20 protein-coding genes and 1 pseudogene are annotated in these 24,210 nt (G+C 33.0%); 14 read left to right on the top strand and 7 right to left on the bottom strand.

Annotated features, from left to right (window positions below):
• Positions 1-44 precede the first annotated feature (44 nt).
• The 6 genes and pseudogenes from AMD28_RS15100 to bshA all read left to right on the top strand — a co-directional run bounded on the left by AMD28_RS15100 (position 45) and on the right by bshA (position 7,596).
• Entirely contained in the window at positions 45-476 is a 432-nt protein-coding gene (locus tag AMD28_RS15100) for a thioredoxin family protein (RefSeq protein ID WP_055444958.1), read from the top strand.
• Positions 473-1,462, top strand: a complete 990-nt coding sequence (locus AMD28_RS15095; RefSeq protein ID WP_055444957.1) for an FAD:protein FMN transferase — start codon at positions 473-475, stop codon at positions 1,460-1,462. The genes AMD28_RS15100 and AMD28_RS15095 overlap by 4 nt, the downstream gene beginning before the upstream one ends.
• 9 nt (positions 1,463-1,471) lie before the next feature.
• The gene (locus AMD28_RS18545; protein ID WP_055444956.1) at positions 1,472-1,666 is read left to right on the top strand and encodes a DUF4266 domain-containing protein; all 195 of its coding nucleotides are present in this window, start codon (positions 1,472-1,474) and stop codon (positions 1,664-1,666) included.
• Positions 1,667-1,748: 82 nt separating this feature from the next.
• Entirely contained in the window at positions 1,749-3,125 is a 1,377-nt protein-coding gene (locus tag AMD28_RS15085) for a DUF3570 domain-containing protein (protein WP_055444955.1), read from the top strand.
• Positions 3,126-3,244: 119 nt separating this feature from the next.
• Positions 3,245-6,201: pseudogene (locus AMD28_RS15080) on the top strand (glycoside hydrolase family 3 N-terminal domain-containing protein).
• 255 nt (positions 6,202-6,456) lie between these two features.
• On the top strand, positions 6,457-7,596 hold the full coding sequence (gene bshA / locus AMD28_RS15075) for an N-acetyl-alpha-D-glucosaminyl L-malate synthase BshA (RefSeq protein ID WP_055444954.1): 1,140 nt from the start codon (positions 6,457-6,459) through the stop codon (positions 7,594-7,596).
• Here the strand turns inward: bshA and AMD28_RS15070 are convergent.
• Entirely contained in the window at positions 7,593-8,084 is a 492-nt protein-coding gene (locus AMD28_RS15070; protein ID WP_055444953.1) for a hypothetical protein, read from the bottom strand. The two genes, bshA and AMD28_RS15070, sit on opposite strands and share 4 nt — an antisense overlap.
• A gap of 100 nt (positions 8,085-8,184) precedes the next feature.
• Between AMD28_RS15070 and AMD28_RS15065 the strand changes: the two genes are divergently transcribed.
• On the top strand, positions 8,185-11,112 hold the full coding sequence (locus AMD28_RS15065; protein ID WP_055444952.1) for an FAD-binding and (Fe-S)-binding domain-containing protein: 2,928 nt from the start codon (positions 8,185-8,187) through the stop codon (positions 11,110-11,112).
• On the opposite strand, the gene AMD28_RS15060 is transcribed toward AMD28_RS15065, so the two are convergent.
• Together AMD28_RS15060 and AMD28_RS15055 are read right to left on the bottom strand one after the other, a co-directional pair.
• Complete coding sequence (locus tag AMD28_RS15060) at positions 11,104-11,952, bottom strand: UDP-2,3-diacylglucosamine diphosphatase (protein ID WP_055444951.1); 849 nt, start codon at positions 11,950-11,952, stop codon at positions 11,104-11,106. The genes AMD28_RS15065 and AMD28_RS15060 overlap by 9 nt on opposite strands.
• A 204-nt stretch (positions 11,953-12,156) precedes the next feature.
• Entirely contained in the window at positions 12,157-13,035 is an 879-nt protein-coding gene (locus AMD28_RS15055; protein WP_055444950.1) for a hypothetical protein, read from the bottom strand.
• Between the two features lie 168 nt (positions 13,036-13,203).
• Between AMD28_RS15055 and aroC the strand changes: the two genes are divergently transcribed.
• From aroC to AMD28_RS15025, 6 genes are all read left to right on the top strand, one after another.
• On the top strand, positions 13,204-14,265 hold the full coding sequence (aroC, locus tag AMD28_RS15050) for a chorismate synthase (RefSeq protein ID WP_055444949.1): 1,062 nt from the start codon (positions 13,204-13,206) through the stop codon (positions 14,263-14,265).
• Positions 14,266-14,310: 45 nt separating this feature from the next.
• Positions 14,311-14,880: a hypothetical protein gene (locus tag AMD28_RS15045; protein ID WP_055444948.1), complete on the top strand. Its 570-nt coding sequence runs from the start codon at positions 14,311-14,313 to the stop codon at positions 14,878-14,880.
• Positions 14,881-14,917: 37 nt separating this feature from the next.
• Entirely contained in the window at positions 14,918-16,240 is a 1,323-nt protein-coding gene (locus AMD28_RS15040) for a dicarboxylate/amino acid:cation symporter (RefSeq protein WP_055444947.1), read from the top strand.
• A gap of 24 nt (positions 16,241-16,264) precedes the next feature.
• On the top strand, positions 16,265-17,431 hold the full coding sequence (locus tag AMD28_RS15035) for a sulfurtransferase (RefSeq protein WP_241492529.1): 1,167 nt from the start codon (positions 16,265-16,267) through the stop codon (positions 17,429-17,431).
• Between the two features lie 238 nt (positions 17,432-17,669).
• Positions 17,670-17,939: a hypothetical protein gene (locus tag AMD28_RS15030; RefSeq protein WP_055444946.1), complete on the top strand. Its 270-nt coding sequence runs from the start codon at positions 17,670-17,672 to the stop codon at positions 17,937-17,939.
• 20 nt (positions 17,940-17,959) lie between these two features.
• Complete coding sequence (locus AMD28_RS15025; RefSeq protein WP_055444945.1) at positions 17,960-18,337, top strand: hypothetical protein; 378 nt, start codon at positions 17,960-17,962, stop codon at positions 18,335-18,337.
• 4 nt (positions 18,338-18,341) lie between these two features.
• On the opposite strand, the gene AMD28_RS15020 is transcribed toward AMD28_RS15025, so the two are convergent.
• The 3 genes from AMD28_RS15020 to AMD28_RS15010 form a co-directional block, all read right to left on the bottom strand.
• On the bottom strand, positions 18,342-18,758 hold the full coding sequence (locus AMD28_RS15020; RefSeq protein ID WP_055444944.1) for a thiol-disulfide oxidoreductase DCC family protein: 417 nt from the start codon (positions 18,756-18,758) through the stop codon (positions 18,342-18,344).
• A gap of 147 nt (positions 18,759-18,905) precedes the next feature.
• Positions 18,906-21,074 carry an endonuclease MutS2 gene (locus AMD28_RS15015; RefSeq protein ID WP_055444943.1) on the bottom strand — a complete coding sequence of 723 codons (2,169 nt, stop codon included), beginning with the start codon at positions 21,072-21,074 and terminating at the stop codon, positions 18,906-18,908.
• Positions 21,075-21,191: 117 nt separating this feature from the next.
• Positions 21,192-21,920 (bottom strand): hypothetical protein, encoded by a 729-nt coding sequence (locus AMD28_RS15010; RefSeq protein ID WP_055444942.1) that lies wholly within the window; start codon positions 21,918-21,920, stop codon positions 21,192-21,194.
• Positions 21,921-22,072: 152 nt separating this feature from the next.
• Between AMD28_RS15010 and AMD28_RS15005 the strand changes: the two genes are divergently transcribed.
• A complete protein-coding gene (locus tag AMD28_RS15005; RefSeq protein ID WP_055444941.1) occupies positions 22,073-23,011 on the top strand; it encodes an alpha/beta fold hydrolase in 939 nt (312 codons plus the stop codon).
• 526 nt (positions 23,012-23,537) lie between these two features.
• Here the strand turns inward: AMD28_RS15005 and AMD28_RS15000 are convergent.
• Positions 23,538-24,020, bottom strand: coding sequence for a hypothetical protein (locus AMD28_RS15000; RefSeq protein ID WP_055444940.1), 483 nt, complete (start codon positions 24,018-24,020; stop codon positions 23,538-23,540).
• Positions 24,021-24,210: the final 190 nt, after the last annotated feature.

The raw sequence follows: 24,210 nt of genomic DNA, 5'->3' as shown, positions 1-24,210 counted from the left end.
TATGTATTTACTTTTTTCTTTATTTACATATTAAATCCAGTTATATGAAAAAGATAATTGCTATCGCTTTTATGCTGTTCTTTTCAGTATCTAGCTTTGCACAAGAATGGCTAACAAATTTTGACGAAGCCAAAGCGTTAGCTACGCAAAACAATCAAAAAATAGTTTTAGTTTTTCAAGGATCCGATTGGTGTGCACCTTGCATTAAACTAGATAAAGAAGTTTGGAGTACCGCAGAGTTTCAAACTTTGGCAAAAAATAAATTTGTCATGCTACAAGCAGATTTTCCAAAACGAAAAGGAAACAAATTAACTCCAGAATTACAAGCACACAATAATAAATTAGCAGAGAAGTATAATCCTAATGGGTATTTCCCTTTTGTTGTTGTTTTAAACGATAAAGGAGAAGTTGTAGGAAATTCTGGTTACGAAAAATCTACTCCGAAAAAATACTTTAATAAATTAAATAACTTTTGAAAAATTCACTTTTCATAATAGCTTTTTTAGTGTTTTCATCTTCTTTTTCACAAGAGGTTTATTCGGAAACTATGAAACTAATGGGAAGTCGTTTTGATATTTCAGTGGTAGCAAATACTAAAGAAGAAGGAGAAGAATCTATTCATATTGCAGTCGCAGAAATTTCAAGAATAGAAAAATTAATTTCCTCTTGGGATGAAAACTCACAAACGTCATTAATAAATAGTCAAGCAGGAATTGCACCTGTAAAAGTAGCTTCTGAATTGTTTCAATTAATAGAACGTGCTTTAAAAATCTCAAAATTGACTAGTGGTGCTTTTGATATTAGTTATGCTTCTATGGATAAAATTTGGAAGTTTGATGGTTCTATGACGGCTATGCCTTCCGAAGAAATCATTAAGAAATCTGTCGATAAAGTAGGATATCAAAACATTCTCTTAGATCACAAAGAACAAACCGTGTTTTTAAAACGTAAGGGAATGAAAATTGGCTTTGGAGCCATTGGTAAAGGGTATGCCGCAGATAAAGCTAAGATTTTATTGCAAAGCAAAGGAGTGAAAGCAGGAATTATTAATGCGTCTGGCGATTTAAACGCATGGGGAAAACAACCAAATAATAAAGATTGGATGGTTGCCATTGTAAATCCTTTAAATAAAAACAAAGTATTTTCTTGGTTGCCAGTTCATAATCAAGCTGTAGTGACTTCTGGTAATTATGAAAAATATGTATCCTTTGACGGAGAATTGTATTCCCATATAATAGATCCTAGAACAGGCTATCCAAGTAAAGGGATTTTGAGTGTTTCCATTTTTACTAAATCTGCAGAATTAGCAGATGCTTTGGCAACTTCAGTTTTTGTAATGGGCGTAGAAGTAGGATTAGATTTTATAAACCAACTAAAAGATGTAGAGTGTATTATTGTTGATGGTGACAATAAAATTATTACATCCAACCACATAGAATTAAAGCAAAATAATCATGATTAAAAAAGGCTTATTAGTAATAGGAATTATAGTTCATGTAGTTCTTGTGTTGCTGTAAAGGAATATGAAAAAGTGTATATAAATGATCCAGATATGGATTTGTCACAAAAAAAAGTAGATCGTTTTGAAACCAATTTTCAAGTCTATCGTGAAGCTGCTTCTGGAGCAAATGGAGGTAAATCTGGCGGAGGCTGTGGTTGTAACTAAGGGTAACAAGTTTTTGTTTTATAAAAACGTAAGTTGAACTTATCCCATTGTAAAATGGGATCTCATTATATTAAAAATAATTATGAAAAATATTTTAACCTTAGTAGTTTTATTTGCAATTGGAAACACTTTTGCGCAGCAAGATTCTACAGCGGTATATAAAAAGCGTGTTTTAGAAACTACAGAAGTAGATTTTCTAACGAGTTATTATTCGCAAGATGGCGATAATGCATCTGTTACAGGAGGAATTGGATCTGAAGAATTAACCGATTTTACACCAACAATAATTGTTAGTTTGCCATTAAGTGCAGATGAAGTTTTAACTATTGATGCAGGGATTTCTTCCTATTCTTCTGCCTCTTCTAGTAATTTAGATCCATTTGATGGGGCTAGTGAAGGAAGTCCTTGGGTAGCTTCTTCGGGTGCTTCGCAACAAGATACTTGGGCAAGTCTTAATGTAGGGTATTCGCATAGTTCAGACGACAGAAATAATATTTGGAGTGCCAATGTTTCTTTTGCTAATGAATATGATTACACTTCTATCGGTTTGGGAGGTGGTTTCGCAAAACTCTTCAACGAGAAAAACACAGAAATAGGAGTGAAAGCAAATGTCTATTTAGATACTTGGAAACCTGTATATCCTGTTGAATTGGATGCGTATAAACAAACGAATGGCAATTTGAATCAAGGTCTTTTTCAAGGAGTAGATATATTAGATCAAAATGGAAATACAAGTACAAATTGGAGTCCTGTTACTGGTTTCGATTTGATAAAAGATAAGGCTAGAAATTCGTATTCGCTGTCTTTTAGTTTTTCTCAAATATTAAGCAAAAAAGCACAAATGTCGTTGTTTTTCGATTTAGTGAAACAAGATGGATGGCTCGCAAACCCAATGCAACGTGTGTATTTTGGCGATGTAGATAATTATTATATTGGTAATGCGGCAAGTATTGCTAATTATACTTCTTCTAGCAATAAAGACGTATTTCAGTTAGCAGATGATATAGAAAGACTACCAGATAGTAGATTTAAAATTCCGTTAGGAATGCGTTTTAATTATTATATAAACGAAACCGTTTCTTTAAGAACGTATTACCGATATTACTTTGATGATTGGGGAATTAACTCACATACAGCCAATGTAGAATTGCCTATTAAAATAACTTCCAAGTTTACACTTTATCCTTCGTATCGATTTTATAATCAGACTGCAGCAGACTATTTTGCTCCTTATGAAGAAAACGTATCTACGAGTGAATTTTATACTTCCGATTATGATTTGTCAAAATTCTCAGCCAATCAATATGGTTTCGGAGTTTCATATACCGATATTTTTACAAATTTTAAAATCTGGAAATTTGGACTAAAGAATGTCGATTTTAAATACCATAACTACAAACGGAATACTGGTTTATCTGCAAATATATTCGCTATCGCTTTTAAGTTTGTTATGGATTAATCCTGTTTATTAATGCCTTAGTTAATAATTCTTCTAAAATCTATCATAAAGTCCGTAAAACTTCGTTTTAAAAATGTTATTTTGGCATAGTTTTTAAGCTATATTTATTAAACAATTTTATGCGTCGTCACTATATATTATTTTCCATATTATTTTTTCCCATTTTTAGTCATGCTCAAGAGTATAATCCGCTTTTAAAAGGGGATGGTATTTCTCAAAATAAATGGGTAGATAGCGTTTATAATAGCATGACACTTAAAGAGAAAATCGGACAACTTTTTATGGTTCAGGTTTTTTCTAATCAAGATGCTAAAAATAAAGCCAAGGTTGTAGATTTAATTATCAAGCAAAAAATTGGTGGCGTAATTTATTCTAACGGCGGACCAGTAAGACAAGCGAAACTAAATAATGAATTACAAGCAGCATCTAAAATTCCTTTGTTGGTTGGTATGGATGCCGAATGGGGTTTAAGCATGCGCTTAGATTCCACCTATGCATTCCCTTGGAATATGACACTTGGTGCCATTAAAAATAAACAATTAGTAGAGCAAACGGGAAGACAAATAGGAGAGCATTGCAAACGTTTAGGAGTACATTTTAATTTTGCTCCTGTTGTAGATATTAATACCAATCCGAAAAACCCAATTATTGGAAATCGCTCCTTTGGTGAAGATAGAGATAATGTTACCGAAAAAGCCTTGGCTTTTATGAAAGGGATGCAAAGTGCCGGAGTTTTAGCAAACGCGAAACATTTTCCAGGTCATGGAGATACCGAAAGCGATTCGCATAAAACCTTACCATCGGTTCTTTTTGATGAAAAACGCATCGATTCTGTAGAGCTATATCCGTACCGAAAACTAATAACCGAAGGTTTGTCTAGCGTGATGGTTGCGCATTTAAATGTACCAAGTTTAGAGAGCCGCGAAGGATTTCCTTCCTCTTTATCCAAACATATTGTTACCGATATTTTAAAAGAACGTTTAGGTTTTAAAGGTTTAATTTTTACAGATGCCTTAACCATGAAAGGAGCTGCAGATTATATTGAAAAATCTGTTGACGGAAATACTTCTAAAACGATTATTACAGGAGGAGAAATTGATTTAATGTCGTTTTTAGCTGGTAATGATGTGATGCTAATGTCTGAAGATCCAGAAAAAGGAATCGCTAAATTTATGGATGCTTTCGGTAAAGGGAAAATTACGGAAGAGCGTTTAGCACATTCGGTTAAAAAGATATTACAAGCAAAATATAAAGTCGGCTTAAATAATTATTCCCCAATTGGAACTACAAATCTGGTTGCAGATTTAAATAGAATTAAAGATGATGCTTTATATGAAGAGCTTTTGGAGAATGCCATTACAGTTGCCGAAAACAAATCCGGAATCTTACCATTGCAACAGTTAGAAACGAAAAGCATTGCTTATGTGAAGTTTGGTGACGCAGATGGGACTGCTTTTTATAATGAGCTTAGAAAATATACACGTGTACACGAAATTAAAGCAGATAATTTAGAGACGCTTTTAAATAAGCTTAAGCCTTATAACACGGTTATTATTGGTTTGCATCGATCTAATGATAATCCTTGGAAAAGTTACAAGTTCACAGAAAAAGAATTAAAATGGCTAATCGAAATCGCTAAAAACAATACGGTTATACTAGATGTTTTTGTGAAACCTTATGCGCTTTTAGATATAGATCCAATTAATAATATTAGGAGTGTTGTTGTTAGTTATCAAAATAGCGAAATAGCACAACAAAAATCGGCACAAATTATATTTGGAGCATTACCAGCAAAAGGTACTTTGCCAGTTTCCGCAGGCGTGGATTATGCGGTTGGTCAAGGAGATTTATATAATGAAGTAAGTAGATTATCATATACCATTCCAGAGCGTGTAGGTATGAGTTCTTCTAGATTAAAGAAAATAGATTCTATTGCAAATCATGCTGTAAATGGCGGGATGACACCAGGAATTCAATTGCTAATCGCTAGAAAAGGAAAAGTGATTTATAATAAAAACTTCGGAAAACATAGCTATAGCAAAAATGGAGAAAAAGTAAAATTTGATGATATTTATGATGTTGCTTCCTTAACTAAAATACTAGGGACATTGCCATTGTTAATGGAGTTAGAAGAACAAGGAATCGTTTCTTTAGATAGTAAACTGTCTGAGATGCTTCCGGAATATAAAACGTCTAACAAAAAGGATGTAACGATTAAAAGAATGCTTTCGCATTATGCAAGATTAAAACCTTGGATTCCTTTTTATTATGCCACATTAGATTCCGTTACCAAACGTCCGGATCCAAAATACTACAGAAAACATTTCGATCCAGAATTCAGTGTTAAAGTAGCAGATGAATTATACATGCGTAAAGATTATAAAGATTCCATTCAGGAAATAATTAAAGATACCGACTTGCTTTCTAGACAGCGTTATCGCTATAGTGATCTACCTTATTATATTTTAAAGAAATTTATTGAGGAACATTACGACAAACCTTTAGATGAATTGGCTAAAGATCATTTTTTCGAGTCATTAGGTGCAAATTATACCATGTACAATCCTAATAATAAGGTAAGTAATAAAAATATTGTTCCAACGGAAGAAGACGATTATTATAGATACCAAAAAATTCAAGGCTATGTACATGATATGGGAGCGGCAATGCAAGGTGGTATTGGTGGTCATGCAGGTATTTTTAGTAATGCCAATGATGTTGCTAAAATCATGCAAATGTATTTGCAAAAAGGATTTTATGGTGGTAAGCGTTATTTAAAACCAGAAACCATAGATAAGTTTAATACCTGTTATTATTGCGATGACAATAATAGAAGAGGAATTGGTTTCGATAAACCGCAATTAGGAGATGCTGGACCAACTTGTGGTTGATTTCTATGACGAGTTTTGGGCATTCCGGATTTACAGGAACTTACGCTTGGGCAGATCCAGAAGAAGAAATTGTATACGTGTTTTTAGCAAATAGAACCTATCCAAAAGCTGGAAAGAATCTATTGTTAAGAGAGGATATTAGAACCAATATTCAAGCAGCTATTTACGAAGCTATTATAGATTAATAGAAAAGTATTTAGAGTTCGAAAGGTATAAGTACTTAAAGTTACAGGTGTTTATTGTGATAAAGTTAGAACGTTTCATGCGTTTTTAAGTTTAGTAATAAAAATTTAGAACAATCAATAAAAGCTAAATATGTATAGCTCTCTTCTTTTTCTTAAAGAGGAGAATGCATTTTGATTTTCGTATAAGAAAATTAAAAGAAAGAGGAGTTCAATAAAAGTTTAATTAAAAAGTTACCTGCTTTCGCAGGCGTAATAATGAAAATAGGAATTGTTTGTTACCCAACATTTGGAGGAAGTGGAGTAGTAGCCACAGAATTAGGTATTCAACTATCTAAACGTGGACATGAAATTCATTTTATAACCTATAATCAGCCCGTTAGATTGGAATTGTTAGGGAACAATGTGCATTATCATGAAGTAAATGTACCAGAATATCCTTTATTTCATTACCAACCTTATGAGCTTGCTTTATCTAGTAAATTAGTAGATATGGTGAAGCTTCATAAAATTGAAGTATTGCATGTGCATTACGCCATTCCGCATGCCTATGCAGCATATATGGCGCAAAAAATGTTGCGTGAAGAAGATATTTATGTCCCAATAGTGACTACGCTTCACGGAACAGATATTACACTAGTTGGTTCGCATCCTTTTTATAAACCAGCAGTAACTTTTAGTATTAATAAATCAGATGCTGTTACTGCGGTTTCCCAAAGTTTAAAAGACGATACGCTACGTTTGTTTGATATTAAAAATGAAATTGATGTAGTTACTAATTTTATTGATGTAAGTAAGTATAATCATGGTTTTACAGACTGTCAAAGAGGTATGATGGCAAACGATGATGAAAAAATAATTACACACATTAGTAATTTTCGTCCGGTAAAAAGAATTGAAGATATTGTTCATGTATTTTATAACATTCAAAAAGAAATACCAGCAAAATTAATGATGGTTGGCGAAGGTCCTGAAAAGGAAAAAGCAGAATTATTATGTGAAAAACTTGGCATTTCTGAAAAAGTAGTCTTTTTTGGTCAGAGTAACGAAATAGATAAAATTCTTTGCTTTAGTGATCTATTCCTATTGCCAAGTGAAACCGAAAGTTTTGGTCTTGCAGCTTTAGAAGCAATGGTATCAGGAGTTCCAGTAATATCTAGTAATACAGGAGGAATCCCAGAAGTAAATATACAAGGAGTTACAGGTTATTTAAGTGATGTTGGAGATGTAGAAGACATGTCTAAAAATGCAATCTACGTTTTAAGTGATCCAGAAAGATTGAACACTTTTAAAGCAAATGCTAAAAAAGAGGCTGGAAAATTTGATATACACAATATTGTTCCGCAATACGAAGCTATTTACGAAAGAACACTTAGCAGATGTTTAATTAAAGATTAAAACGTATAACGCGCACTAACACCAACATCTATATCTAGATTATTATTGTCGTAAGCACCATCACCAAAACCTAGTTCTGGTCTTAGGTCTAAAGATAATAGTAAAGGAAAATCGAATTTGTATTCTACGCCAATATCACCAGAAGCAAAAACAAAAGAGTCGTTATAGTTTCTATTTCCGCGAGAATCAAATTTATAACTAGCAAAACCAGCTCCAGCACCAAAGTACCAATTAAAATCGCCTTGAATTGGCTTCACCCATTGAAACAATCCCACGGCTTTGATGCCATTATAATCCCTATCGTTACTCCAACCAAAATCTACTTCTAGTCTGTTGTTTTCTAAAATGGCACGTTGGTAAGAGATGCTAGCACCTATTCCATTGGCGTCTCCCAGTCTTAAACCTATTGCGTTTTCTGCTATTTCTTGAGCAGTTGTAGAAAGGGTAAATCCAAATAAAGCAATTACAATTAAAAATCTTGTTTTCATAAGGCTATAATTTTATTCTTGTTAAATAATAACGCACTTGTTTCTTAATTATTGGCAAACTAAACGTAAATTTAAGCCTTTTATTTTCAAAAATTATTAAATGAACAACACTATTAACGATGCTTTAAAAAATTTACAAACCCAACTACTTGGCGATTTGTACTTTGACGATTTAATGCGTTCTATTTATGCAACAGATGCTTCGGTGTATAGAAAATTACCTGTTGCTGTGGCTTTTCCTAAAGATAACAACGATATAAAGCTACTTATTCGTTTTTCGAAAGAAAATAAAACTTCTTTAATCCCAAGAACTGCTGGTACATCTTTAGCAGGACAATGTGTTGGAGATGGAATTGTAGTAGATGTTTCTAAACATTTTACAAAGATTATACGTGTAAACGAAAAGGAGAAAACGGTTACTGTGCAACCAGGAGTTGTTAGAGATTCTCTTAATAATTATTTAAAACCTTTTGGGTTGTTTTTCGGACCAAATACTTCCACGTCTAATCGCTGTATGATTGGCGGAATGGTTGGGAATAACTCTTCAGGAACCACCTCTATTCAATACGGAGTAACCAGAGATAAAGTGTTGGAATTGCATACTATTTTAAGTGATGAAAGTGATGTTGTCTTTACGGAATTGTCTTCGGAAGCATTTAAAGACAAAACAAAACTAGATACTTTAGAAGGTAACATATATGCATCTTTATATTCCGAATTAGCTTCGGAAGCCGTGCAACTTCAAATAAAAAACGAGTTTCCAAATCCGGAAATACACCGAAGAAATACCGGTTACGCGATGGATGAATTGATAAAAGCGTCTGTTTTTTCAGATGCAACTTCCAATTTCAACATGTGTAAATTACTTTCTGGTAGCGAAGGTACGCTTGCATTTACCACACAAATCACCCTAAAATTAGATGTACTTCCTCCAGCCGAAAGTGTTATGGTTGCTGCGCATTTTAAAAGTGTTGCAGATTGCTTGAAAAGTGTAACCGTTGTGATGCAACATGATTTGCATACGTGTGAAATGATGGATAAAACCATTTTAGATTTAACCAAACACAATAAAACGCAAGAAGAAAACAGGCAGTTTATCCAAGGGGATCCAGAAGCTATTTTAATGTGTGAAGTAAAAGGAAATACGATTCAGGAAGCAAAAAATCATGCCGAAGCACTTATTAAAGCCATTGAAGAGCAAGGTTTAAGTTATGCAAATGCCTTGTTATTAGGTGTTGAAATTGATAAAGCGGTCGAGTTGCGAAAAGCGGGATTAGGTTTATTGGGTAATATGATTGGAGATAAAAAAACCGTTGCATGTATTGAAGATACTGCGGTTGCGCTTCCTGACTTAGCAAATTATATTGAAGATTTTACGGCTTTAATGAAAACCTACAATCAAAAAGCGGTGTATTATGCGCATGCCGGAGCTGGAGAATTGCATTTAAGACCGATTTTAAACTTAAAGGAAAAAGAAGATGTTATTCTGTTTAGAAAAATAACAACAGATGTAGCCAAGCTAGTGAAAAAGTACAATGGGTCGATGAGTGGCGAACATGGTGATGGTATTGTTCGTGCAGAGTTTATTCCGTTAATGATTGGTGCTACTAATTATGAGATTTTAAAACGTATTAAAACAACTTTCGATCCAGGAAATATCTTTAATCCAGGGAAAATTGTAGATGCTTATCCTATGGATGAAAGTTTGCGATATCAACCAGACAGAGTAGAACCAGTTATTGAAACGATACTGGATTTCTCCAAATCGGAAGGTATACTTCGAGAAACCGAAAAATGTAACGGTTCTGGAGATTGTAGAAAATTACCGGAATTTGGAGGAACCATGTGTCCGAGTTACAGAGCCACCAGAAACGAAAAAGATACCACAAGAGCAAGAGCAAATGCATTACGTGAGTTTCTAACCAATTCCGATAAACCCAATAAATTTAACCATCAAGAATTAAAGCAGGTTTTCGATTTATGCCTAAGCTGTAAAGCATGTTCTAGCGAGTGTCCGAGTAGTGTAGATGTAGCTAGTTTGAAAGCCGAATTTCAATACCAATATCAGAAAGAAAATGGGGTTTCATTACGTACTAAATTGTTCGCCTATAACAACCAATTAAACAAGTTTGGAAGTCATTTTCCAAAGCTTACCAATTTTGTGTTTTCCAATACGTATACGGCTTCGGTATTAAAAAAATCTTTTGGAATTGCTAAAGAAAGAAACTTGCCTTTAATTTCAAGTAAAAGTTTAAGTAAGTTATTTCAAAACACTATTATACAGAAAGTTGATGAAAAAAATATTAAAACGGTTTATTTATTTAATGATGAGTTTACTAACTTTTTAGATACACCAATTGGAGTAGATGCTATATCGCTTTTAACGGACTTAAATTATAAAGTAAAGCTAATTAATCATGAAGAATCTGGTCGGACTTTTATATCGAAAGGATTATTAAAACAAGCCAAAAATGTAGCGAATAAAAACGTTGCTATTTTTAAAGATTTGATCACTAATGAAACACCGTTGATAGGTATAGAACCTTCCGCTATTTTAAGCTTTAAAGATGAATATATAAAGCTTGTGGACGATAAAGTTTCCGCAGAAAAAATTGCAAAAAACACCTTTTTGATTGAAGAATTTATTCAGCAAGAAATCAAACTAGGAAATATAAAAGCTTCGCAATTTACTAAAGAAGCGAAAACGATTAAGTTTCATGGACATTGCCATCAAAAGGCACAGGCAAATCAGCTTTCTAGTTTTGCGGTTTTAAACCTTCCCGAGAATTACAAAGTAACCATTATACCAAGTGGTTGTTGTGGTATGGCTGGAAGTTTTGGGTATGAAAAAGAGCATTATGAAGTAAGTATGCAAATTGGGGAACAAACGCTATTTCCAGCTGTTCGAAAAGCAAGTAAAGAGACTCTTATTGCTGCAAATGGAACCAGTTGTAGGCATCAGATAAAAGATGGAACACAACGTGAGGCATTGCATCCTATTACCATTTTAAAAGAAGCGCTAATCTAATTTCTTCTTGTTTTGATCTACAATGGTTATTGCGGCAATTAAATCTTTCATTTCCATTTCTTTAATATCTTCATCAGCAAAAAAAGGGGAGAGCTTATCTTTGTTGTAATGGTAGATTTTCCAACGTTTAAATTGATATTCTAGAGCGGTGAAATTTTCCACCCAATCGCCAGAATTCAAGTAGGTTGTTTGTCCGTGTTTATTCCCCTTAACAATCATTTTTGGTTGGTGTATATGTCCGCAAATAACATAATCATAACCATTTTCTATTGCTAAATCTGTAGCTACTTCTTCAAAATCATGAATGTATTTAATGGCACCTTTTACGCTATTCTTTATTTTCTTGGAAAGGGAATAACGCTCTCTTCCTAAGTTTACTAAGCACCAGTTTACAAAGCGGTTAATAACAATAAGAAAATCATAACCATAACCTCCAAGTTTGGCTAGCCATTTGGCATTTTGAATGGAAACATCAAAAACATCACCATGAAAAAACCATGCTGTTTTACCATCTAGTTCGGTTACATATTTATCTACAATAGAAATTTTACCAATTTGCGAATCACTAAATTTCCGGAGCATTTCATCGTGATTTCCAGTAATATAGATGACTTCAGTACCATTTGCCGCCATGGTAATTATTTTTTTTATCACCTTTAAATGTGCAGGAGGAAAGTAGCGTTTGCTAAATTGCCAAATATCTATAATATCTCCATTAAGGATTAGTTTTTTGGGGTCTATACTATTTAAATAAGTTAGTAATTGTTTCGCATGACAACCAAAGGTTCCTAAATGCACATCGGATATAACAGCAATTTCTACTTTTCTTTTCTTTTTCAAACTAGTAAGATTTTAACTTTTATTATTATTCAAATTACACACTTGTATGTTATTTGAATATTAACAGGTAATTATATAATTACTAGGGAATTGTAAAGTTTAGGTTATGTATATTAAGATTTAATATAACAGAAAGGAGCATTTATTGTATAAAAAAACCTCCCAAAAGGAGGTTCTTCAATAAGCATTATAAAATAATACTCTTTATTTTACAGCCAATCCAGAAGGAAAAGATGCATTGTTTAAGGTCATACTATATACATTAGAACCACCAATGGCAGTGTTGGTATTAGCAGTTAATGGCTTTAAGTAAAAAGGACTTGCACTATTGTCTGGATGTGGTTCAATAGAAACAACAACTTTTTGATTTCTTAAATCTATAGGAAAAGTAATTCCGTCAATTGGAACACCTGTTGCTAAAAAGTCTTCACCAGGAAATGATGGAGCGGTCTCATTACCACTAAAGAAACTAGATTCATCAGACGAATTTGCATTTGTGAATTTTCCAGTAGAAATTGCAGTTCCGTTAATATCAACCCATCCTTCATATTTCCAACCAGATGCTAATGTTGGTAAATTAGTTAATCCAGCATTAGGAGGATTCATAAACCATACTCCAAATTCATCGTTATCCGCTACAGCATCCGTTGGTGTTGCTAATATAAATTTCCCAGTTATTCCTAAAATACCTGAAAATTGGTTTTCAATGTTTAAAGTAGCAGCATTAGAATTTCCAATAAAATCACCACTCATAATTTTTGTATTAGACGGTGCTGGATCATCATTAGTTTTAGGCTCAATAGATAGAATAAAAGCAGTAGCTACATCTAATTCGGCAGTTGGTACTCTAAAGGTTTTAGTAATGTTATTGGCAGATGTTGTATTAAACCTTCCTGTAGAAACAGGAGATCCGTCTACCATAACCCAACCTTCGTATATCACATCTCCTTCTAATGGTGCAATTCCAAAAAGATTTACCGTTAAAGTAGACATTGGTGTAGAAGGAGTATTGTCATCATCACTACTACAAGAAGCTATTAGTAAAACAGATGCAAATAATAAAAGGGTTTTTATGTTTTTCATATTAATCATTTTTTTAAGCAACAAAAATAAGCTTATATTGTATTAGTTCAAACTAATATTCATATAATATTTTGAATATTAAAGCATTAAAATATTTGGTGCAATTAATTTTTTTATTTCTCTAATAATAGATTTACATTAGCACAAATAACTATTCGTAATATAAAAATGGCAGGAAATTCTTTTGGAAATATATTTAAAGTTAGCACTTTTGGTGAATCTCACGGCGTTGCAATTGGTGGCGTAATAGATGGTTGTCCTTCGGGAATACAATTGGATTTTGAAGCTATTCAAAACGAATTAAACCGAAGAAAACCAGGACAGTCTGAAATCGTAACACAACGTAAAGAACCAGATACGGTAGAGTTTTTATCTGGAATATTTGAAGGACAAACCACAGGAACTCCAATCGGTTTTGTTATTAAAAACGCAAACCAGAAATCTAAAGATTATACCCATATTAAAGATGTGTATCGTCCTAGTCACGCAGATTACACCTACGATCAAAAGTATGGTGTTCGTGATTATAGAGGTGGCGGACGTAGTTCTGCACGTGAAACTGCTTGTAGAGTAGTTGCAGGAGCGATTGCAAAACAAGTACTTAAAAATGTAAAAATTAATGCGTTTACATCTTCTGTAGGCGAAATTTTTATAGATAAACCATACCAAGATTTAGATTTTAGCAAAACGGAAAACAATATAGTGCGTTGTCCGGATGAAGCAATTGCAGAGAAAATGATTGCTAGAATTAAAGAAATTAGAAAAGAAGGAGATACTATTGGTGGTACCGTAACTTGCGTTCTGCAAAATGTACCAGTAGGTTTAGGCGAACCTGTTTTTGATAGATTACACGCAGAACTTGGTAAAGCCATGCTTTCTATAAATGCTGTAAAAGGCTTTGAGTATGGTAGCGGATTTTGTGGTGCTAAAATGAAAGGTAGCGAACATAACGATATTTTTAATGCAGACGGAACCACGAAATCAAATCTTTCTGGTGGTATTCAAGGAGGAATAAGTAACGGCATGGATATTTATTTCCGTGTTGCTTTTAAGCCAGTGGCAACCATTATGCAAAAACAAGAAACCATAAATAGTAAAGGCGAAGTTTTAGAAATGCAAGGAAAAGGAAGACATGATCCTTGTGTGGTACCTCGTGCAATTCCTATTGTAGAAGCAATGGCAGCATTGGTTATAGCAGATTATTATTTACTAAACAAAATGTATAAATAAAATTCCCGCGAAAGTAGGTAGACTGAAATTATTATAGACATTCCGATGAAACCTGAGATTTACTATACGGCGTTAAAAACGTACGATTCCGAGAATACCACTGGTTTTAGCTGGAAAGAATACATAGATTGGACAGAATTATTTCATGTAAAAGAATTGGTTTCTTTAGATGGAAATTTGAACCGGTTAGCATTTGTATTAGATTTAGATGCGGCTGAAGTGTGGTATTATATTATATCGGATAACGGTATGGTCATGTTCTATTTTAATTCCTTAGATTATGTCTTGAATCATGTGAAGGATATTCCCTTTTTTAATTTACTAGCGATAATTAAAGAACCAGGAAAAGAAAAAGCAGATTTAAACGCTACCTATGATTTTATAGGGTATGATTTAATCGAAATTGGAGGAGACACAAGTGCTCTGACTAACTGTGGTGGTTTTGATAAAACTTTTCTACCAAATGATTTAAATGGGTATGGATTAGTTTCAGACTATGACAAAGCCAAAAGGATACAGAAAGAATTACCAATTAATAATCCAGAAGAAGAACATACAGATTGTTATCTTTATGAGGTTTGGAGACATAAAACAATAGGAAGAAAAACAAACTAACGAAGTTTCCGCCTAACGGAAATGAAAAATAAACAACATGAAATTAGCATTACATTGGAAAATAATAATAGGAATGATATTGGGTATTATCTTCGGATTCATAATGAATGCGTATGATGGCAAAGATTTTGTTTCCGATTGGATTGCTCCTTGGGGTAAAATCTTTATTAACCTTTTAAAGCTTATTGCTGTTCCGTTAATTCTTGCTTCGTTAATTAAAGGGATTTCCGATTTAAAAGATATTTCTAAAATTAAATCCATGGGATTACGTACCATCGCGATTTATGTTGGTACTACGCTAATTGCTATTATAATTGGGTTAACGATTGTAAATACCGTGAAACCAGGAGTTGGAATGTCGCAAGATACGATTACTAAAATCAAAATGAAATATGAAAATGATGCCGGTGTTACCGATAAATTAGCCAAAGCTACAGCGCAAAATGATGCGGGGCCATTACAGGCTTTAGTCGATATTTTTCCGAGTAATATATTCGTTTCGTTAGCAGAAGCAAAAATGCTTCAGGTTATTTTCTTTGCTTTATTTGTTGGTATTTGTTTATTGCTAATCGCAGAAGAAAAAGCAAAACCGCTAATAAATTTCTTTGATTCGCTAAATGAAGTCGTAATGAAAATGGTGGATTTAATTATGTTATTTGCGCCTTATGCCGTATTCGCTTTAATGGCAAACGTAATTATAGCCTTTGATGATACCGAAATTTTAATCAAACTATTAAACTACGCAGGCTGTGTAGTGCTAGGTTTGGCCTTAATGATTGGTTTCTATTTAGTACTTATAAAGTTTGTGGTTAAGAAATCGCCGCTTTGGTTTTTAAAAGAAATATCTCCAGCGCAATTATTAGCTTTTTCTACAAGTTCAAGTGCTGCAACTTTACCAGTAACTATGGAACGTGTGGAAGAACATTTAGGTGTAGATAAAGAAGTTTCTGGGTTTGTATTACCAGTTGGAGCAACCGTAAATATGGACGGAACAAGTTTATATCAAGGTATTGCTGCTGTTTTTATCATGCAGGTAATTTGGCCAGAAGGATTAACATTTACGAACCAATTAGTGATTATTGCAACAGCTTTATTAGCTTCTATTGGAAGTGCTGCGGTACCAAGTGCAGGAATGGTAATGCTAGTAATCGTTTTAGAATCTATAGGTTTCCCAGCAGAATTATTACCTATTGGTTTGGCCTTAATTTTTGCAGTAGATAGACCTTTAGATATGTGTAGAACGGTTGTTAATGTAACTGGAGATGCTACAGTTTCTATGATAGTTGCCAAATCTTTAGGAAAGCTTCATGACCATCCGAAACCAAAAGAATGGGATGATAATTATGATGCTGTAAAGTAAAAACTTAATTATTATAGATGCTATATGATGTCGAATATCACCATTAATGATACACTTGTTTCGGTAGATTGGTTACATGAAAATGTACATGCTAATAATCTAGTTGTTTTAAATGCAACCATACCAAAAGTAGTGGATGCAAAGGAGGTAGATTCCGAAACAGATCAAATACCAAATACACGATTTTTCGATATTAAAAAGAAGTTTAGTAATGTCGATGATGCCTTTCCTAGTGCATTTCCTTCTGCAGAACAATTTACGGCCTCTTCACAAGAATTGGGTATTAATAAAGATTCCGCAATTGTAGTGTATGATGAAAAAGGCATTTACTCCAGCGCCAGAGTTTGGTGGCTTTTTAAAGCTTTTGGTTATGATAATGTTGCTGTTTTAAATGGCGGATTCCCAGAATGGAAACAAAAAGGATTTCCTATTGAAATAAAACAAACGCATCCCGTACAAGTTGGTAATTTTCAAGCCAAAAAGCAACCTGGTTATATGTTGTTTTTTGATGATATTTTAAAAATTCAAGAAGACAAAAACTATACCATCTTAGATGCAAGATCTGCAGGTAGATTTAAAGGAGTAGTGGCTGAACCAAGAAAAGGCTTAAGAAGTGGAAGCATACCAAATTCCATAAACCTGCCGTTTGAAGATTTATTAGAGAATAAAAAACTACTATCTAAAGAACAATTAAAAACAATATTTAAAAACGTAACCACTAAGGAGGACAATCTCGTTTTTTCTTGTGGTTCTGGAATTACAGCTTGTGTTTTAGCATTAGCAGCAGATAGTATAGATTATAAGAATATTGCTGTTTATGATGGTTCCTGGACAGAATACGGCGCTTTAATTACAAAAGATAATAAGATGCATTGGACTAAAAACGAATTAATTGCTTATACTTTATTATACGCTGCAAACTCTAATTTTGAAGAGGATAATAAAGAAAGAAACCTGATCATTGAAAAAGTAGACATGCAAACCTTTCAGAAAATTCATGATGAGTTTGATGCAGATAATGATTATCAGAGTATTCAAAAAATTCAAGCAGGTCTTAAAGAACATCACTTCACAAAAGAGGATATCGATAAACTACTTGTAGAAATAAAAACGATGTTTTTTGCAGATGGAGAGTTTGATGTTATGGAGCGTATTACCTATAGAAGCTTGAATAAATTATTCAATTTATAGTAATCCAACACACTACTTAACAAAGCTTTTTACAGCCATTATACATTCAATCTAATTTTATTCATTTTAAAACCCCTCTAAAACAGTAGGTTTTTATGGCAAAATTTAAAAGGAATTGGTTGTTCATCGATTTTTTTTACAATAATTTTTTCATCATCTAATATACTTGTTCTATACCGAATATATTTTAGCATACTAGATACTACCACTACCTTTACTTCAATAAATTAAAGGTCTCATGAAATTAGTAACAACCCTCTTATTGGTTACTTTTTCTTTTTTTGCAGCATCTGCTCAAGATATAGAATTAGTAAATGAATTACATTCAACTCCAATTACCATTGAAAATATCTCTGTATCTTCTATAAACGAAGTACAGTTATTAGAGTTTAAAGTGGACACAAATACCATCACAAGAAAGAAATCTTACAAGTATATTATTGAGAATACACTTTCTGGTAGAAAGAATTTAATTTTTAAAACGAAGCGTGGTATTAAAACCTGTTAATCGTCTTTATATATTATAAAATGAAAAACACCATTACATCTAGTTTTGCAGTCGTATTACTAATAGTTGCTACATTATTTTCTTGTAGTACTAACGATATGGACGACAACCAAAACGAAACGAACACATTAGTTGGTGAATGGCAACGTTTAGATTCTAATGCAAGTGTTGTTAATACTTTTGAGTTTTATGCTGACAATTCTGGAGTTAAAATTTATGCTGAATACCATGATGATGGAACAGCAACTTCTTCTGCTACAGGAATAGAATGGAATGCTACCAGCAATAACATACAACTTTTGATGGACGAAGAAATAAACACTCCGTATTCTTTTAATGCAGAAGGACAACTTATTCTAAGTGCTATTTCCGAAATTCCTTTTGTTAGAATCGACTAACTAATTATCCTAAAAACTTATCTTTCAATTCGGGAGTAGGTATCATACAAGCATCTTTTTTACCATACCATTTATACCTGTTTTTAGCAATGTAGTTGTACACGCTATTCCGTATAAACGTTGGTACAATTAAAAACACCACCATTATATTATTCGGAAAACCTAAATGCTTGGCAATATACAATGCAGCAGTAGATTTCACTTTCAATCCATTTTCATTAGAGTAGAGTAGAATAGAATCCGTTTTTACAGGATCTATATGATACTTGGCTATTATGGTTTGCCCAATATCACTTTGCAAAGCCGCAAACCGAAACACATCTTTCTTATCGTGTTTAATCACATATTGTACTGTGCTGTTGCATAAGTTGCAAACACCATCAAATAAGATTAGTTGTTTATGTTTTGGTAATTGGTTCATAATATTTCCCGAACCTGCCTGTCGTAGAAGGAAAGTAGGAATCTCTTTTTATTAATTATTTTTTTAGCCACGAATACACGAATGTTTTTCTTGGCTTACTCTTATGTTGTTTTTATTGCAAACTGCAACTGTAATTGTACAGACGGCCTACTTTTTAACAGCCTCTACAAGTTCTAACATCGCTATACTAACGTTAGTCGTAAAAATACCATAATTCACAACGGCCTTGTTTTTTTCCATTTTATCAATGGTTCCAACAGCACGACCATCTTCCATACGTACACGATCACCAACTTTTAGAATTGCTTTAGGCTTATCGGGAACAATTGCTTTTTTCTTGGCTTCCTTTTTCTTTTCTCTAATAACTTCTACTTTCTTTTCTACTTCTTGTTTGACTTGCGTCTCTTTCTGTTTTTTAGCTTTTTTCTGCTTGACAGTAACTTTTTTACGTTTCGAATTTTCAATTTGAACCAGCTTAAACAGTTCAGCCATTAATTGCTTCTTCTGTTTATTATCGAAGAATTTTTCGGCTAAATCATTCACTTTGGTTCCTAAATATACCAAACGCTGATTGCTATCATATAGCTCTTGATAGTTTTCTAGCTTTTTCTGCACCTTCGCATTAATCTCTTCGAGCTTATCTGCTTCAGCAAGTTTTTTCTTTTCGTTTTCTTTTAAAGATTGTCCGGTTTTCTCAAGTTTACTTCTTTCCTTTTGAAGCTTTGCAATAGTAGCATCAAAACGCACTTTACCGCGTTCTATCTTCTTTTTAGAACGGTTTATTAAACTATACGGAATCCCATTTTTCTGCGCTACTTCAAACGTAAACGAACTTCCTGCATTACCAATCACGAGTTTGTAAATAGGCTCTAAACTTTTTTCATCAAAAAGCATATTTGCATTTTCCATAAAAGGTAACTCATTGGCTAATAGCTTTAAGTTGGAGTAGTGTGTGGTGATAATCCCAAAGGCTTCCCGATGGTAAAATTCTTCCAAAAAAGTTTCTGCTAAAGCGCCACCAAGTTCCGGATCTGATCCTGTACCAAATTCATCAATTAAGAAAAGCGTATTCTTATTACACTTTCTTAAAAAATAATTCATTTGCTTTAATCGGTAACTGTAGGTACTCAAATGATTTTCAATAGATTGGTTATCTCCAATATCACTTAAAACTCTATCAAATAAACACACAGAACTACGTTCATGTACCGGAATTAACATCCCACATTGCAGCATGACTTGTAATAATCCTACGGTTTTTAGTGTAATACTTTTTCCTCCTGCATTGGGACCAGAAATAACAATAATTCTACTGTCTTGTTTTAATTCTATGGTTTGCGGGAATGTTTTTTCCTTTTTCGCTTTATTATTTAAAAGTAATAAAGGATGATAAGCATCGCGTATAAATAGCGTTCTGTTTTCATTAATTTCCGGAAGAATAGCATCCATGGATCTTGCATATTTCGCTTTCGCGGAAATCACATCGATGGCAATTAAAAAGTCTTGGTACTTTTCTAATAAAGGTAAAAAGGGTCTTACAAAATTGGTGATTTCCTTAAGGATTCTTACAATTTCTTCGGCTTCTTCAAACTCTAAATTATTAAGTTCTCTGGTATGTCTTAAAGTCGCTTCTGGTTCAATATAAACAATACTTCCTGTTTTACTACTTCCCATAATAGCACCTTTCACCTTACGTCTGTGCATGGCTTTTACAGCAAGAACCCGCTTGTTTTCTACAACAGATTCGCGTATATCATCTAAATAATCGAGTTGATGGTAACTGTTTAATGCCGAAGCAAAACTACCATTAATTTTACCTTTAAGCGCATTCATGCTTTTTCTTATCTCAAAAAGCAGGGGAGAAGCGTCGTCTTTTATATCACCAAAACGATCTACATTCGCATCAATTTTTTCAATGATTTCTTTGGTCACTTCGATATAGAAAGCGAAGTCATGTAATTTAGGATAATACTCCTGAAACTTTTTAAGGAATGTTACAATCTCATTACAGGTTAATGAAATAGATACCAATTTTTTTAAACTGTGTATTTCTAAAAACGTGTTTTCAATTTTTAAAAGCTTTAATTCTTTAGCAATAGTGTCAAAACCATGATTCGGGATTCTATTGTCATTATGAAAAGACGATAGATATTCGTCTACCAATTGTAAGGATACTAGTAATTCTTCTTTGGTTTTATACGGCGTAATTTGTAAGGCTTTTGCATGTCCTAAAGGCGTAATGCAAAGTTCACTTACTTGTTGTAAAACGGTAGAAAATTCTAAATCTTGTAATGTTTTTTCGGGTATGTTTATCATAATTTATTCCGCGAAAGAGGAAATGGCATTATTGTTTTATGGAATACTTTTTTATAGCACAACAAAGTTAAGCAATTGCCTTGAGACTTGGAATTTTAGTTGTGGCTTTAGTACTTTCTAAAAAATACGTTCTAAAGCATCTTTTTCTATTTCTATAATGAGGTCGACTAAATTTTGTTGGTCTTCTAAAGTTAATCGGTTAAAAAGGGCATCCCCTTCGGTTAACATTTCCAGACCCATTTCTAGACCTTTAATTTGTTGCGGAGTATAGGTATTTTCCTTTTTTTGCATCATTTTTATTAGATACTCAATAATCCCTTTGATTTTTTTAATCAGAACTTTATCATGTAACACATCAAATAACGATTCTGAAATACTAATAAATTTCTCTATTTCTTCGCGAGACAATAAGGTAATGAGCGCATCTATCTTTTCTGGATTATAAGGTCCTTCGATGTTATTTTTGATGGCTTCATCTACCAGGTTATTTTCAAAAGTATCTGCAGCTTTAAAAGATTGCATGGCTTTTAATCCGGTATTTAATATTTTAGGAAGATGTCTTCCGTATTTAAAGATCAGTTTGGTAGCATCTAATGCAACGGCTACCAATTTTTTAGGATGCTTGGTAAAATCTTCTAGGCTGTTAAACGCTTCGTTTAATTCTTGGCGTTTTTCAAATTCGGGATACATATAATTCAAGAAGTATTCCCGAAGCTGGTTTACGGTTTCGGGATCTATAGAATCTGGAATTCCGTACGTATCCTTGATGTTTTGATATTGGTAGCGTTGCTGAATGGTATTTCGGTAACCAGTAATGATTTGTTCTAAAACGTGGGCTCTTTCCATTGGTTGTGTTTTCTATTCCGTGAACCTGCCTGTTGGTAGATAAGATCGGAAAAATCTTCTTTGTTTTATTTTTCAGAATAACAAATTTACAAAATTGGTAGCACGTGAAACGCTATTTATAGTTACTTTTACACGGATTAATAACACCAATTATGAGATTCTTTACTGCACTTATTTTTTCTGTTTTATTTGTTAGTTGTACTAGTAAATACGATGCCTATAAAAAAATACCAGATTATATTACCAAGGCAGATGCTTCGGATAAGGCATATTTTGAAGCCTATGACAAAACCCTAAAATTATGGGATGTTGCTTTTGAAGAATTATACATTCCTACTACCGATGGTGTTGCGCATGTGATTGTTAGCGGACCAGAAAATGCAGAACCTGTAGTTTTATTGCATGGCATGAATGCGAGTTCTACCATGTGGTACCCAAATATAGAAGCACTTAGCAGCAACCATCGTGTGTATGCTATTGATTTTATACTAGAACCAGGAAAGTCTTATTTGTATACCGATTTAGATAGTGTAGACCACGTTATCGATTGGTATCAAGAAGTGTTGTTTGCTTTAGACTTAGATCGCTTTGATCTAATTGGCGCTTCTAGAGGTGGTTGGTTAGCGGTAAACCTGGCTTTAGACAACCAGAAAAGTATTAAAAGCATGATTTTATTGAGTCCGGCGCAAACCTTTACTTGGATTAAACCAAGTATGGATTTATTTAAAAATATTGCGACGTTACTTTCTTCTAAAGAAAAGCAAATTGCACAAAGCCTAGAAAGTATGTCTAGTAATGTACCTAATATTAGTGATGCCTATTTAGAGCAATATTATATTGCTACCGAAAAAGATTCGGTGAATCAATTTATGTCGAGTATGCAACCGTTTTCTAATAAAGAGTTGAAATCACTGCAAATGCCAGTATTGGTTTTAATTGGGGATGACGATATGATTAATGAAAAACGCACCGTAGAAATTGCAAACATGCTACCTAAGGGAAAAGGAGAAGTGATACGCAATGCAGGTCATTTTTTATCTATCGATCAAGCGGAAGTTGTGAATGCAAAGATGTTGGGGTTTTTGGAGTAGGACAGGAGGGATTTGTTTTTGTTCTAGGAAATGATTTGAAACGGTATTTGTAGAAAATAGAAAAGCACAAACCTTAGTTTGTGCTTTTGAAGTTTTTAGGGGATTAGGTATTTTGATATTAGTTATGATTTGAAAGACTATTATTTATTTGAATTGAAACGTCTTTCAATAGAGGAGACCAAGTACCTGATCTTGAAAATGTAACCATATCATATTCTATATTTCTTACATTATATTTTGAAGAAAAAACTTTATTTTTATTTACAGTTTTTCGATAAGTAAGTTCTGAATATACAGTGTTTCCTAAACACACTATAACTTTAGGTTTTAGAATGTTTATTAAATCAAAAGTCCTTTGTCTAAAGAAATTTTTCACTATTGATTTTGTTATTTTATTCTGTTTATTATGGCTCCAATGATTTTTTAGGTTTTCCTCTTTAGAAAGTAAGGTAATAATTTTTTCTAATTCAGTAGTTGATTTAGTCGCAATCGGATTTATATTAGAATATACAATTTTGTCAATTATTTATTCATTAAACTGCTGTATAAATTGTTCTGAATTTGATTCAATATTTTGCCCTAATTTTAATTCACTCCAATAATAGAGTAGATCAATCATTCTTGAAGGAAAAGAATTATTTATTTTTCTATCCCTTTCATACCATTCATAACCAAACCATTTTCCTTTTATTTTTTCACCTCTTGAAACACCTTTTTTTACCCAATCAAGTTCTATATTTGATAAATAATCAATGTTAGAAATTAATTTTTCAGGGAACTTAGTTTTATGGTTTTTAGAGTTCTGGTTCATTTCTATATATGCTCCTTCTCCTGGATTAATTCCTAAGAACAGGATATCTGGATTGTTTACAATTTTACTCTGTATAGAAATAATTCCTTTATATAAACCGTGATACTTATTCGAGTTATTAGATTTTTCTAAGATTTCCTTTATTGGTAAATATTTCTTCTCAATATTTTGAATGTTTTCAATAATCTTATCTTTCATAAAGTACAGTAATGTATAATAAATGGAAATGGTTGTGTAACAGATTTGTTGAGTGATGAAGTTATGGGTTTAGCAAATAAAACGGATATAAAAATCCATTGGGATTTGTGTAAGTAGAATGGAACAAGTAATAAATTTTATTAGGTGTTGCCTACAGTTTTTATTCTTTTTCGTCTCCAACAATGGAATT

It is taken from the genome of Lacinutrix himadriensis (assembly GCF_001418105.1).
In the GTDB taxonomy this organism is placed as follows: domain Bacteria; phylum Bacteroidota; class Bacteroidia; order Flavobacteriales; family Flavobacteriaceae; genus Oceanihabitans; species Oceanihabitans himadriense.
This window is presented reverse-complemented; position numbering and strand designations above follow the sequence as displayed.

Coding starts and splice junctions, on each gene's coding strand:
- AMD28_RS15085 (WP_055444955.1), top strand. CDS start 1,749: ATGAAAAATATTTTAACCTTAGTAGTTTTATTTGCAATTGGAAACACT.
- AMD28_RS15065 (WP_055444952.1), top strand. CDS start 8,185: ATGAACAACACTATTAACGATGCTTTAAAAAATTTACAAACCCAACTA.
- AMD28_RS15040 (WP_055444947.1), top strand. CDS start 14,918: ATGAAATTAGCATTACATTGGAAAATAATAATAGGAATGATATTGGGT.
- AMD28_RS15070 (WP_055444953.1), bottom strand. CDS start 8,084: ATGAAAACAAGATTTTTAATTGTAATTGCTTTATTTGGATTTACCCTT.
- AMD28_RS15100 (WP_055444958.1), top strand. CDS start 45: ATGAAAAAGATAATTGCTATCGCTTTTATGCTGTTCTTTTCAGTATCT.
- AMD28_RS15020 (WP_055444944.1), bottom strand. CDS start 18,758: ATGAACCAATTACCAAAACATAAACAACTAATCTTATTTGATGGTGTT.
- AMD28_RS15055 (WP_055444950.1), bottom strand. CDS start 13,035: ATGAAAAACATAAAAACCCTTTTATTATTTGCATCTGTTTTACTAATA.
- AMD28_RS15005 (WP_055444941.1), top strand. CDS start 22,073: ATGAGATTCTTTACTGCACTTATTTTTTCTGTTTTATTTGTTAGTTGT.
- aroC (WP_055444949.1), top strand. CDS start 13,204: ATGGCAGGAAATTCTTTTGGAAATATATTTAAAGTTAGCACTTTTGGT.
- AMD28_RS15010 (WP_055444942.1), bottom strand. CDS start 21,920: ATGGAAAGAGCCCACGTTTTAGAACAAATCATTACTGGTTACCGAAAT.
- AMD28_RS15030 (WP_055444946.1), top strand. CDS start 17,670: ATGAAATTAGTAACAACCCTCTTATTGGTTACTTTTTCTTTTTTTGCA.
- AMD28_RS15000 (WP_055444940.1), bottom strand. CDS start 24,020: ATGAAAGATAAGATTATTGAAAACATTCAAAATATTGAGAAGAAATAT.
- AMD28_RS15045 (WP_055444948.1), top strand. CDS start 14,311: ATGAAACCTGAGATTTACTATACGGCGTTAAAAACGTACGATTCCGAG.
- AMD28_RS15035 (WP_241492529.1), top strand. CDS start 16,265: ATGATGTCGAATATCACCATTAATGATACACTTGTTTCGGTAGATTGG.
- AMD28_RS15025 (WP_055444945.1), top strand. CDS start 17,960: ATGAAAAACACCATTACATCTAGTTTTGCAGTCGTATTACTAATAGTT.
- AMD28_RS15015 (WP_055444943.1), bottom strand. CDS start 21,074: ATGATAAACATACCCGAAAAAACATTACAAGATTTAGAATTTTCTACC.
- bshA (WP_055444954.1), top strand. CDS start 6,457: ATGAAAATAGGAATTGTTTGTTACCCAACATTTGGAGGAAGTGGAGTA.